The organism is Sapientia aquatica (assembly GCF_004358105.1).
Lineage (GTDB): Bacteria > Pseudomonadota > Gammaproteobacteria > Burkholderiales > Burkholderiaceae_D > Solimicrobium > Solimicrobium aquaticum.
The window spans coordinates 292,906-305,733 of record NZ_SMYL01000003.1; the positions used below are offsets into that span (position 1 = coordinate 292,906).

A 12,828-nucleotide genomic window follows, 5' to 3' on the forward strand; every position below is an offset into this window, starting at 1 on the left:
TCTCGCTTAACTCCGATATGCCCACCGCCAACAAAACTAGCCCAACCAAGCCCAGCAAGGAGAAAGCGCCTTCCAGCACGGCCAGTAAACTGGCGGCTAGCTTAGCTAAACTCGGCCTGCGCAGCGATATGGATTTGGTGCTGCATTTGCCGATGCGCTATGTGGACGAGACCGAAATCACGCCGATGAAGCAAGCAGCGATGCAAGGCGGACAAATGCGTCAGGTCGAAGGTTTAGTTACGGCGTGCGATGTGCAATACCGCCCACGCCGCCAGTTAGTCGTAACCATTGCGGACGACGATGCGCAAATGGTACTGCGCTTTTTGAATTTTTACGGCAGTCAAGTGACCCAATTAGCGATAGGCACCCGAGTGCGCGCACGCGGCGAAGTGAGGCACGGATTTTTTGGCTCAGAGATGGTGCATCCCGACTACAAAGTCGTCAATGAAAACACCCCCTTGCCGACCCAACTCACACCAGTTTATCCATCAGGCGTTGGTGTTTCACAAGCAGGATTGCGACGCGAAATTCGCAGTGCAATGGGCAAAATCAATTGGCAAGACACGCTCACTCCCGCCTTGCGCGCAGAACTGCAATTATGCGAATTTGCCGAGGCGGTCAAACTACTGCACACACCACCCGCCGATGTGGACGAATCCAGTTTAGAAGACCGCTCGCATCCCGCTTGGCAGCGCATGAAATTCGACGAGCTACTAGCCCAGCAATTATCCCTACAACGCGCACAAGCGGCGCGCCGCAGCAAATCGGCGCCTAGCTTTAGCCTCGTGGGTGAAATCTCTAACGCGTTTTTAATGTCGCTGCCGTTCGCATTAACCGGCGCGCAACAACGGGTATTAAGCGAGATTCGCAGCGATTTATGCGCCCCGCATCCAATGCAGCGCTTGTTACAAGGGGATGTGGGTTGCGGCAAAACAATCGTCGCTGCGTTAGCCGCCGCGCAAGCGTTGGACAATGGATACCAGGCAGCCTTAATGGCACCGACTGAGATTTTGGCGGACCAACATTTTCGCAAGATTGCCGCATGGCTGGAGCCGCTGGGCATCTCGGTGGTGTGGCTGACTGGCAGCTTGAAAAAGAAAGAAAAGCAAGCTGCGCGCGAAAAGATCGAAGCAGGGACCGCGCAACTGATTATCGGCACCCACGCGCTGATTCAAGAAGACGTTAAATTTGCCAAACTCGGTTTAGTCATCGTCGATGAGCAACATCGTTTTGGGGTCGATCAGCGTCTGACTTTGCGCAATAAAGGCCACGATGAAGCCAGCGCGGATAAATTTATTCCACACCAATTAATGATGTCCGCCACGCCGATTCCGCGCACCTTGGCGATGACTTATTACGCCGATTTAGAAATTTCAGTGATTGATGAATTGCCGCCCGGTCGCAGTCCTATCGCGACCCGCGTGATTGATCAGGAGCGCCGCAGCGAAGTGATAGAGCGCGTTGGTGCAGCAGCGGCAGAAGGACGTCAGATTTACTGGGTTTGTCCCTTGATCGAAGAATCCGAAACATTGCAATTGCAAACGGCGACCGACACCTGCGCGATGCTACAAATGGCGCTACCGCATCTGCAGATTGGCTTGGTGCATGGGCGAATGAAACCGGCTGAAAAGCAAGAAGTGATGGCGGAATTTATTGCCGGACGCATGCAATTATTAGTCGCCACCACAGTGATTGAAGTGGGCGTGGACGTGCCTAATGCGTCGCTAATGGTAATCGAACATGCCGAGCGTTTTGGCTTATCGCAACTGCATCAATTACGCGGTCGAGTCGGGCGAGGCAGCGCTGCTTCGGTGTGTTTATTGATGTATCAAGGGCCGCTGGGCCTAGTTGCCAAGCAACGTTTAATGACCATGCGCGCCACCACCGATGGATTTGAGATTGCTCGCAAAGATCTAGAGATTCGTGGCCCAGGTGAATTTTTAGGCGCGCGCCAAGCCGGGCAAGCGATGCTACGTTTTGCTGACTTGGAAACGGATCAATGGATGGTCGAACAGGCACGCGACGTGGCGCAACGTTTATTGAAGAATCAACTGCCCGATTCCGCCGCCATGGTGGAAGCGCATTTATTGCGCTGGATGCATAACAAGGAAGAATATTTGCGGGTTTAACTTCCCCATCTTAACTTGCGCTTTGCCCCATACTCCCTCCGATTGCCTACTAATTCCGACTTTGCTCCGACGTAAGAACCGCCCATCTAGCTCGACCAAGTGCAGTATGCCTGTCCGACTAATAGCATCAATGATTTGCCAGCACTTAATGGCAAATAATGCCCCGGTATGTTCAAGAGTAAAATACTGCGCTATTGGTTAAATTTCGCTAACTTTGCATAATTTCCGTGGCGCACGAACAGCAATCTCACTAAACTGAGTGGTATTAGTTTGATTGCAAAGAAGTATTGGAGAATCTAGATATTGTTGCAAGCAAGGCAACCACAAGATTTGCCCCACCTTCAACAGCAATGTGACGGTGGTATCAATATTCGTAAGATTGCCCTTGGCAAATCAACGCCCGAGCTGAAATAAAACCAAAGATTGCAAGGCACAAACTGAAGTCGCCCTAATTAACAATAAGAATAATTGAATAACTCAAGCACGACTGCGCCACAATTCTACGGCCAACATATGAAACGTTTATGACACTCACCGAACTTAAATACATCGTCGCCGTCGCCCGTCACCGTCATTTTGGTCATGCTGCGGAAGCGTGCTTCGTGGCGCAGCCAACTTTATCGGTCGCGATCAAAAAATTAGAGGACGAATTAGGCGTGATCCTGTTTGAACGCGGTGGCTCAGAGATCACCACCACGCCCATCGGAGCGCAAATCGTGGCGCAAGCCGAACATGTGCTGGAACAGACCGCCGCGATTAAAGAAATCGCCAAGCAAAATAATGATCCGCTGGCGGGGATTTTCCGACTCGGCGTGATCTACACCATCGGCCCGTATTTGCTGCCGACTTTGGTCAAAGGCATGATCGAACACGCGCCGCAAATGCCCTTGGTTTTGCAAGAAAACTTCACCACTAAATTATTAGAATTATTACGCCAAGGCGAATTGGATGCCGCCATCGTTGCGCTACCTTTGCCCGAGAGTGGCTTTATGACTTTGCCGGTGTATGACGAGCCGTTTGTGGTTGCCGTTTCCAACCAACATCCGTGGGGCAAACGTGAAAGCATTAATTCGAACGAATTAAAGTCAGAAACCATGTTGCTGCTCGGTAACGGTCATTGCTTCCGCGATCAAGTGCTAGAAGTTTGCCCTGAGATGGCGCGCTTTGCGACTTCCGATGATGGAATCGCTCGCACCTTTGAAGGTTCATCGTTGGAGACTATTCGGCACATGGTGGCTTCCGGAATCGGCATTACCGTTCTGCCGAAAGCCTCCGCACCCAACGCCGTAAGTTCCGATGGCATGTTGCGCCATGTGCCGTTTGAAGCACCGATTCCCATGCGCCAAGTCGCACTGGTTTGGCGTAAAAGTTTTACCCGCCAAGCAGCCATCAACAAGCTCCAACAAGTCATCCTGCAATGCGATGTGCCGGGTGTGACGATGTTGCCAGACGCTGTCATTTCCTGATCTGTCCGAACTAAATCCAGGCGCTTTTTTCCAACCCCTCATTTTTTACAGAGGATGTATATGGTGTGGTTTGTCTTATTGATGGCTGGCCTAATGGAAATTGGCTGGGCCATTGGTCTTAAATATTCGCACAACTTCACCCGTCCAGTTCCCTCAATTCTGACCGTTGTGGCGATGGCAATCAGTATTTGGCTCTTGTCGTACGCCATGAAAACTCTGCCAATCGGCACGGCCTACGCGGTATGGACCGGGATTGGCGCGGTTGGCACCGTCATTCTGGGCATCGTCTTATTTAACGAACCGGCCACGCCCGCCCGCCTGATTTGCGTGGGACTCATCATCGCTGGGATCGCTGGGTTAAAGATTCTCTCGCCTACCTAAACTCGCTCGACGGTCCGTCGCCTGCTAGACCGCGCCGCTATTTTTTGTATTTTGTCCACACTCAACAACTTGAAGCATAAATAGTTGAGAAAAGTCATGTAAAAAATAATGATTTATGGCAATAATACGTGCTGGATTTTCAAGTTTTTCCATCCAACATATAAAAATAGGGGGCCCATCCAATATGCAGAATCAGAATTCAAAACAACATCATTTGGCGAGCGACACAACGCAGGTAATGGAACGACGCGATTTTTTGCGATATACCATCGCCGCAGGGCTAGCGATTTCGGTATTTCCGGCTGCTGCTAAGACAGTCATCCACACGGACACCGATGGTTTAAAAGACGGTGAATTCACCTTGGACATCGCTGGTCAGCCAGTGCCAGTCTATATGGCGCAGCCCAAAGATAAGGGAAATCTGCCAGTTGTGATCGTGATCTCTGACGTATTCGGACTAACAGAACACATCGAAGACATCGCTCGCCGTTTTGCCAAACAAGGTTATTTGGCTGTGGCGCCCGACTTATTTTCGCGCCAAGGCGATCCGGCTAACTACGACAGTGTCGCGCAGATTATGAAAGAAGTCGCCTCGAAAGTATCCGATGCGCAAGTATTTGGCGATTTGGATGCATGCGCGGCCTGGGCCAAACGCAATGGCGGTGATGCGAACAAAATCGCCGTGGCTGGTTTCGGTTGGGGCGGGCGTCACGCGTGGTTGTATGCCGCACACAATGCCGAGATCAAAACAGGCTTGGCTTGGTATGGACGCTTAGTGACCGATTCGACGTCAGCCGCAATCAATCCACAAAATCCAATCAATATCGCGCCAACCTTGGTCGCGCCGATTCTGGGATTTTACGCGGGCAAAGATAGCGCCATCCCAGCAACTACCGTTACTCAAATGAAAGATGCTTTGGCACTGGGATCGAGCCATTCAGAAATCGTGATGTATCCCAAATCCGGCAGCGGTTTTTATGCTGATTATCGCCTCACGTACGCACCTGACGACGCCAAAGATAGCTGGAAGCGCGCCATCGATTGGCTGCATAGTCACGGTCTGGAATAACACCTTGATCGCCACTGTTAATTCGCGTTAGCAGTGGCACTCTGTTTTATAATGAGTCGCTTGCACCGTAACTCTTCCTGCCGAGGCTCAAAATTCACTCCACTTTAATTTCCATTCTGTTCACCACAGCGATTGCCGGTGTCATCAGCATTACGGCGGCTGCTATTTTTTCGTTCTCGATGCTGTCCAAAATGGTGGAACGCATGGTCAGCCTGTCGGTCGGGATTATGTTGTCCACCTGTTTCTTGCATGCGCTGCCCGAAGCGTTTGAATCCAAAGCCGATACCCACGCTTTATTCGCGTTATTGCTTGGAAGCCTATTGGGATTTTTTCTGCTGGAGAAATTTGCGATTCTGCGCCATTCACATCATCACGAAGACGACGGACATCATCACGCACACGGGCATGACGCGCATCAGGCGGGCAAATCGGGTTGGATGATTTTGGTCGGTGATGGCATGCACAACTTTACCGATGGCATTTTGATTGCGGCCGCTTTTTTGGCCAATCCGCAGCTCGGCATCGTGACTGGCTTGGCGATTATTGCGCACGAAATTCCACAGGAAATCGGTGATTTCATCGTTTTATTAAATGCTGGATTTACCCGCCGCCGCGCGTATATGTATAACTTATTGTCGAGCTTGATGGCAGTCGTTGGCGGTGTGCTGGGCTACTACACGCTGGAGAGCGCCAGCAATTTGATTCCCTACGTGCTGGTGATTGCTTCATCCGGATTCATCTATATTGCCGTTAGTGATTTGATGCCGCAAATGCAGCGTCGCGCCACATTAAAAGAAACCATTCCGCAAATTATTTTGATTGGCTTGGGTGTGTTGATTGTGGTGTATCTGACCGGTCAACACACGCATTGAGCGCTTAATCGCTTGGTCACTCGATCAATCATCGATCAAACGTAATACGCCACCGAGGTCATCACCTTTGCCATGCCCGTCATGATTTTTTTGACTGGTTCGGGCAATTCCGTTGCGCCCAATTGCTGTGCCGCCGCGCCATGCGCGATTTCATCGTCGCGCATTTGCACGACAATCGCGCGCGATTTGGTGTCTTGCAAGGGCAACTCGGCCAAATGACTAGTCAAATGGGCTTCGACTTGGCGCTCGGTTTCCACTACAAAACCTAGACTTGGTTTGTCGCCGACTTTAGCCGCGATCATGCCGCAAGCAAAGGCTCCGGCATACCAAAGCGGATTTAACAGACTAATGTGCGAGCCAAGCTCACCCAATCGATGCGCGGTCCATGCTAAGTGGTCTTCTTCTTCGCGCCCTGCTTCAACAAATTGCTGTTGCACTGCCGGATCCTTAGAAAACAATCCCTGCGATTGATACAGCGCTTGCGCGCAGACTTCACCAACGTGATTCACCCGCATCAAGCCAGCGCTATGCTGACGCTCTTTATCCGTTAACGTGGCTTCCACGATTTTGGCCGAAGGATTAGCTCGGCTTTGTGCGGCAACACCCGCGACAACACGTAAAGTTTTATCGAATGCGGTGATGAAGGCGTCTAATTTATTCACGAAATAGTCCTAGGCGTTTAACAATGCGCAAAAGCGCGGAAAACAGATACTTTGGTGAGGCCACATTGTCGCGTATTTTAGTGAGTTTTACTTTGCTCTGCGACAGGAATTTGGGTACACGCAACCACGGCAGCGCGACAGTTTTGGGGACATACCGCAATCGAAGAATTAAACTTTGTCGGAATAACAACCCAATACCAACTCCCTCAGCGTTAAGTTATGTCTGATGGCATATCTGTTACCTCAACATTAAAAACATTTAATGTTTGCAATAAGCACGGGCTCCTATAATTCGGCCATCACAAATATGCCCTGTGGAAACTTTTGGGGCATCGAATTCCCCAAAAAACTTCACTTTGAGGCACCCATGCTTTGGATTGTCCGTGTTGCACTGAAACGTCCGTACACCTTTATTGTCTTGGCATTACTCATTTTGATTTTTGGTCCGCTGGCGGCGTTGCGCTCGCCGACCGATATTTTCCCTGACATCAAAATCCCCGTCATCAGCGTAGTCTGGACATACACCGGTTTACCACCGGAGGATATGTCGGGTCGAGTACTGTATTACTACGAGCGCCAGCTCAGTTCGACCGTTAATGATATCGAACATATCGAATCGCAATCACTTGCAGGATACGGCATTGTTAAAATTTTCTTTCAGCCCAACGTCGATATCCGCACGGCCACGGCGCAAGTGACATCAATTTCCCAGACCGTGTTAAAACAAATGCCGCCGGGGATTACGCCGCCGCTGATCTTGAATTACAACGCGTCCACTGTGCCGATTCTGCAATTGGCGCTATCCAGCATAGAAGAAACTGAACAAAAACTATTCGACTTCGGCCAAAACTTTATCCGACCGCAATTAGCGACTGTCCCCGGAACGGCGGTTCCGTCACCGTACGGCGGCAAGGTTAGACAAATTCAAATCGATCTCAATCAACAGGCGATGCAGGCCAAAAACTTAACTGCCGAAGACATTGAAAATGCCATCACTGCGCAGAATCAAATCATTCCAGTCGGTACGCAAAAAATTGGCAAATTTGAATACAGCGTCAAGCTCAATAACAGCCCTGATGCGTTCGAAAAATTAAGTGAACTGCCGATTAAGTACGTGGACGGCACGTTAATTTATCTGCGCGACGTAGCAAGCGTGCGCGATGGCAACCCTCCCCAGACGAATATTGTGAGGGTTAATGGCAGCCGCGCAGTTTTGATGACTATTTTAAAAAGCGGTGCTGCGTCCACACTCGACATTGTCAACAACGTTAAAAATTTGCTGCCGAAAATTACTGAAACACTGCCTAAATCGATTCATCTCGATGCCATCGGCGATCAATCTATCTTCGTTAAAGCAGCAGTTGGTGGCGTAGCACGCGAAGCAGTCATTGCGGCCTTATTAACCAGCTTAATGATCCTGTTATTTTTAGGGAGCTGGCGTTCAACTTTGATTATCACCGCCTCAATTCCGCTAGCAATTTTGTCGTCCATCATTGGCTTATACGCAGTGGGCGAAACGCTTAATATTATGACCTTGGGTGGTCTAGCGTTAGCGGTCGGCATTCTGGTCGATGATGCGACGGTGACGATTGAAAATATTAATTGGCACTTAGAACAGGGCAAAGATGTGCACACGGCGATCATGGACGGAGCGCACCAAATCGTCGGGCCCGCATTTGTTTCATTACTGTGCATTTGTATTGTGTTTATCCCGATGTTCTTCTTAAACGGGGTCGCGCATTATTTGTTTGTGCCAATGGCCGAAGCCGTTATTTTTGCCATGATTGCTTCGTTCGTTTTATCCCGAACCTTGGTGCCGACGATGTCACTATATATCTTGCGCGTTCACAGTATTGGCGGTCATCCTTCGGGAGAGTTACTACAAAATGCGCAACCAAATCATCAAACCCCTTCGCATTCAAGCAACCCCTTAGTACGTTTTCAGCAAGGATTCGAGCAGCGATTTATTAAAGTCCGCAATACCTATTATTCATTCTTGGTATTAGCAATGGAAAACAAAAAGTTATTCATTCCTGGCTTTTTAGCTATCGTTGCGATCTCGTTTGCTTTAGTACCGTGGCTGGGTCGTGACTTCTTCCCTGATGTGGATTCTGGTCAAATTAAATTGCATGTGCGCGCACAGATAGGCACACGAATTGAAGAAACGGCCAAACTATTTGATCAAGTCGAGCAACACATTCGCACCAAAATCCCAAGTAATGAACTAGGCACAATAGTCGATAATATGGGTTTGACCGTGAGTGGTATTAATCAGGTGTATAACAATACTGGAACGATCGGCCCGCAAGACGGTGATATTCTTATCGCGCTCAATGAAGATCATCATCCGACGGCAGAATACGTGGCCGAGCTACGCAAATCGTTGGCGCAACAATTTCCTGGGACGACTTTCTCATTTTTACCGGCAGACATCATCAGCCAGATTCTCAACTTTGGCGCGCCCGCTCCTATTGACGTGCAGGTGATGGGACCAAACGGTGCGGAGAATATGCTGTATGCACAAAAACTGGAACGTGAGATAAAGGCAATCTCTGGTATTGCCGACGTGCGCATCCAGCAGGCGAATAATTATCCGCAATTAAAGGTTGATGTAGATCGCAGTCGCGCTAAACAAGCAGGCATTACCGAGCGCGATGTGACAAATAGTTTGGTGGTCAGTATGGCGGGGAGTGGTCAGGTTGCGCCGGCTTTTTGGCTCAATAAACGCAACGGCGTTTCTTATCCTATCGTCGCCCAAACGCCTGAATACAACATTCAATCCTTATCGGATTTAAAAAATATTCCTATCGTAGGCGATAACGTCAAAGGCTTGCAGGTGCTAGGCGGGTTGGCCGATATTACACGGTCGGCTACGCCAGCAGTGGTGTCGCATTATGCAGTGCAACCAGTGATCGATATTTTTGCTACGCCACAGCATCGCGATTTGGGCAGTGTGGCAACGGATATCACCAAGATACTGAAGCAAAACGAATCCAGCCGTCCTAAGGGTTCCACCATCACCTTACGTGGACAGGTACAAACAATGAACACGGCGTTTAGCGGATTATTGTTTGGATTGTTGGCCGCGATTGTGCTGATCTATTTGCTAATCGTCGTCAACTTCCAATCGTGGAGCGATCCATTCGTCATTATTAGCGCACTCCCGGCCGCGTTGGCAGGCATTGTTTGGATGCTCTTTAGCACGCATACGACGTTATCAGTACCAGCCTTAACTGGCGCCATTATGTGTATGGGCGTCGCCACGGCCAATAGTATTTTAGTGATCAGCTTCGCCCGCGAGCGCTTGCAGCATTTGGGCGATCCGATAAAGGCTGCACTGGAAGCTGGGTTTACCCGTTTTAGACCAGTGCTAATGACCGCGTTAGCGATGATTATTGGTATGGCACCAATGGCGCTGGGTCTAGGTGAGGGTGGCGAACAAAATGCACCGTTGGGGCGCGCTGTAATCGGCGGACTCATGGCTGCCACCATTGCCACGTTATTGTTTGTACCTATCCTGTTTAGCATAATTCATCGAAATTACACACCTACTTCACCGCTTGGAGATACTCGTGAGCACGCATGATAACGACGCAATTTTGCACAAACCATTGCCACCAAATCTAAAAATGAAAGCGTTGGTGGTACTCATTGTCGGCATTTGCGTGGTCGTTTGGGGCATTGGTTCGCGCTCCAAAGAACAAGCGGGATTAGCGCAATCAGCGCAAGATCAGGCCAACCCGATTGTAAAAGTCATTCAACCCAGCCAATCCAAAGCAGCGCCTGAATTAGTCTTACCCGGCACATTGCAGGCTTACTACTCTGCGACAGTGTACGCACGGGTTAACGGCTACTTAAAAAGTTGGTCGGCCGATATTGGAGCACCGGTCAAAGCGGGCCAAGTGCTGGCCGTGATCGAAACACCCGAATTGGACCAACAACTAAAACAATCTGAAGCCAACCTCGAATCCGCCCTAGCCAACCAGCGACTCACCGAAATTACCAGCAATCGTTGGAAAAATTTGCTAGCCAGTGACTCGGTGTCTAAACAAGAAGCCGATGAAAAAAATGGTGATAATGAAGCCAAAAAAGCGCTAGTCGTCGCCGCTCAAGCGGACGTCAACCGCTTGCGTGCACTCGCATCATTTAAGCAAATTACAGCTCCATTTGACGGCATCATTACCTCGCGCAAAACCGATATCGGGGCATTGATTAACGCTGGCCACGATGCAGGGCATGAGTTGTTTACCGTGGCCGACAACCGCAAATTGCGCTTGTACGTTAATGTTCCCCAGAGCTATGCACATAAACTTAATGTCGGCATGAAAGCCGATTTAGACGTTCCGAGCTTTCCGGGTAAAACATTCGAGGCGACTTTACGTGCCAATTCCGGCGCGGTCAATGAAAGTTCAGGGTCGGTATTAGTGGAGCTGGAAGTCGATAACAAGCTCGGGCAGCTCATGCCGGGTGGATATGGCAATGTGAAATTCAAATTGCCCGTGGATGCTAGCCTGATACAAATTCCCGCCAGTGCATTGGTATTTCGAAAAGAAGGTCTATCGATTGCAACGCTCACGACGGACAATCATGTTGCGCTCCGGCCCATCCAAATCAGCCACGATCAAGGTTCCGTGGTTGAGATCGCAAACGGCATTAGTCCGACTGACCGCATTATTGACAATCCGCCGGATTCAATCGAAAACGGTGACTTGGTGCGAATCAGCGGACCGACCGGAGGAAAGAGACAATGACAACCAAATCAAACGGTGCGAAGACTCTTTTTGGCCTGAGCATTGCGCTGCTGTTGGGTGGTTGCTCCTTAGCCCCTACCTATCATGCACCTGCAGTTGCACTCAAAGCCGATCAATGGCAGGACAGCCTTTGGAAACCCGCGCAAGCTGGAGATGCTCTTCCGCGCCAAGCATGGTGGCAGGTATATAACGATCCTGTTTTAGACGCATTGCAAGCAAAAATAGATCAGAGCAGTCCCACGCTAGCAATTGCATTGGCGCGCTTCGACCAAGCCAACGCGTTCGCTAACGGAGTGCAATCAGGGCTCTTTCCTAGCGTCGATGGCGGTGCGAATGCCAGCAACAATCGCCAATCAGATAACCGTCCGCTGCGCGGCTCCAATCAACCGAATGTGTACAAAGCCAACACCATCGGACTGGGTGCGAGATATGAATTGGATTTCTGGGGGCGCGTACGAAATTTAGTTCAAGCTGGTCAAGCCGAAGCACAAGCCAGTGCCGCGGACGTTGAAACTGTACGACTTAGTTTGCATGCTCAACTGGCCGATTACTACCTCAACTTGCGCGGCACAGATGCCAAAATCACGCTACTCAATACTACGATAGCGGCGTATCAACGCGCCTTAGAGTTAACCCAGCGACGCCATGCTGGCGGAGTCGCCTCAGGACTTGATGTGGCCCGAGCCCAGACGCAATTCAGTTCCGTCAAAGCACAGTTGGCCGATATCGCCTCAAAACGTGCTGTCCTAGAACACGCTATCGCCAGCTTGATCGGTGAACCCGCAATGCAGTTTCAATTAGCGGTGGCAAGCGAGCAGTTAAGTGTGCCAGAAATACCAACGGCCATTCCTTCAACGTTATTGCAGCGCCGACCCGATATCAGCGCAGCAGAGCGACGCACTGCGGCCGCCAACGCGACAATTGGCGTGGCGCGGGCCGCGTATTTTCCTGACTTTACCCTCGGTGCGGCGGTGGGTTACCAAAATACCGGCAAGGGTGAATTACTGTCATCACCAAATAGCTTTTGGTCGCTCGGTCCATCGGTAGTATTTAATCTATTTGACGCTGGCAAACGTGACGCCGATGTAGCACGCGCCAAAGCGGCTTTCGAGGCGAGCAGCGCGCAATACCGCGCTACCGTGCTTACGGCCTTCCAACAAGTTGACGACGCCTTATCGGAACTGCACTATGCGCAACGGGGTGAAATTGAGCAAGCCGCAGCGGTCAAGTCAGCACAAACGACGTTAAATTTATCGCTCAACCGATATCGTGAGGGTGCGGTTAATTATTTAGACGTAGTGACTGCGCAAGCGGCGGCTTTATCGGCGCAAACCTACGCACTGGATTTACACACACAACAATTGCGCTACAGTGTTGAATTAATTCGCGCCTTAGGTGGTGGCTGGCAAGCGGATCAAGCTCCCACTACACCCAACTCGACATTCGCACAGAAATAATTTAGCGTGTTCGATTACGCATGCAGTTAGCCAACCAGAAC

The 12,828-nt window shown here is 50.2% G+C and carries 9 protein-coding genes; 8 read left to right on the forward strand and 1 reads right to left on the reverse strand.

Going from position 1 to position 12,828, the window contains the following annotated elements:
* Positions 1-17 precede the first annotated feature (17 nt).
* The 5 genes from recG (at position 18) to E2I14_RS09040 (ending at position 5,917) form a co-directional block, all read left to right on the forward strand.
* Positions 18-2,129, forward strand: a complete 2,112-nt coding sequence (gene recG, locus E2I14_RS09020) for an ATP-dependent DNA helicase RecG (RefSeq protein WP_133327630.1) — start codon at positions 18-20, stop codon at positions 2,127-2,129.
* A gap of 524 nt (positions 2,130-2,653) precedes the next feature.
* The gene (locus E2I14_RS09025) at positions 2,654-3,595 is read left to right on the forward strand and encodes a LysR substrate-binding domain-containing protein (RefSeq protein ID WP_133327632.1); all 942 of its coding nucleotides are present in this window, start codon (positions 2,654-2,656) and stop codon (positions 3,593-3,595) included.
* 60 nt (positions 3,596-3,655) lie between these two features.
* A complete protein-coding gene (gene sugE, locus E2I14_RS09030; RefSeq protein WP_133327634.1) occupies positions 3,656-3,976 on the forward strand; it encodes a quaternary ammonium compound efflux SMR transporter SugE in 321 nt (106 codons plus the stop codon).
* A 184-nt stretch (positions 3,977-4,160) separates the two neighbouring features.
* Complete coding sequence (locus E2I14_RS09035) at positions 4,161-5,045, forward strand: dienelactone hydrolase family protein (RefSeq protein ID WP_133327636.1); 885 nt, start codon at positions 4,161-4,163, stop codon at positions 5,043-5,045.
* 191 nt (positions 5,046-5,236) lie between these two features.
* Positions 5,237-5,917, forward strand: a complete 681-nt coding sequence (locus E2I14_RS09040; protein ID WP_406675702.1) for a ZIP family metal transporter — start codon at positions 5,237-5,239, stop codon at positions 5,915-5,917.
* Positions 5,918-5,952: 35 nt separating this feature from the next.
* Here E2I14_RS09040 and coq7 read toward each other — a convergent pair whose 3' ends face one another.
* Complete coding sequence (gene coq7 / locus E2I14_RS09045) at positions 5,953-6,579, reverse strand: 2-polyprenyl-3-methyl-6-methoxy-1,4-benzoquinone monooxygenase (RefSeq protein WP_133327639.1); 627 nt, start codon at positions 6,577-6,579, stop codon at positions 5,953-5,955.
* A gap of 367 nt (positions 6,580-6,946) precedes the next feature.
* Here coq7 and E2I14_RS09050 point away from each other — a divergent pair, with 367 nt between their 5' ends.
* From E2I14_RS09050 to E2I14_RS09060, 3 genes are read left to right on the forward strand one after another with little or no spacing between them, the layout of a single operon-like run.
* A complete protein-coding gene (locus E2I14_RS09050) occupies positions 6,947-10,165 on the forward strand; it encodes an efflux RND transporter permease subunit (protein ID WP_133327641.1) in 3,219 nt (1,072 codons plus the stop codon).
* Positions 10,152-11,330 (forward strand): efflux RND transporter periplasmic adaptor subunit, encoded by a 1,179-nt coding sequence (locus tag E2I14_RS09055; RefSeq protein ID WP_206105612.1) that lies wholly within the window; start codon positions 10,152-10,154, stop codon positions 11,328-11,330. Before E2I14_RS09050 ends, E2I14_RS09055 begins: the two co-directional genes overlap by 14 nt.
* On the forward strand, positions 11,327-12,787 hold the full coding sequence (locus tag E2I14_RS09060; protein ID WP_133327643.1) for an efflux transporter outer membrane subunit: 1,461 nt from the start codon (positions 11,327-11,329) through the stop codon (positions 12,785-12,787). The genes E2I14_RS09055 and E2I14_RS09060 overlap by 4 nt, the downstream gene beginning before the upstream one ends.
* Positions 12,788-12,828: the final 41 nt, after the last annotated feature.

Bases quoted from the DNA above. Each gene is read 5' to 3' on its own strand.
- recG (WP_133327630.1), top strand. From the start codon at position 18: ATGCCCACCGCCAACAAAACTAGCCCAACCAAGCCCAGCAAGGAGAAA.
- E2I14_RS09025 (WP_133327632.1), top strand. From the start codon at position 2,654: ATGACACTCACCGAACTTAAATACATCGTCGCCGTCGCCCGTCACCGT.
- sugE (WP_133327634.1), top strand. From the start codon at position 3,656: ATGGTGTGGTTTGTCTTATTGATGGCTGGCCTAATGGAAATTGGCTGG.
- E2I14_RS09035 (WP_133327636.1), top strand. From the start codon at position 4,161: ATGCAGAATCAGAATTCAAAACAACATCATTTGGCGAGCGACACAACG.
- E2I14_RS09040 (WP_406675702.1), top strand. From the start codon at position 5,237: ATGGTGGAACGCATGGTCAGCCTGTCGGTCGGGATTATGTTGTCCACC.
- E2I14_RS09050 (WP_133327641.1), top strand. From the start codon at position 6,947: ATGCTTTGGATTGTCCGTGTTGCACTGAAACGTCCGTACACCTTTATT.
- E2I14_RS09060 (WP_133327643.1), top strand. From the start codon at position 11,327: ATGACAACCAAATCAAACGGTGCGAAGACTCTTTTTGGCCTGAGCATT.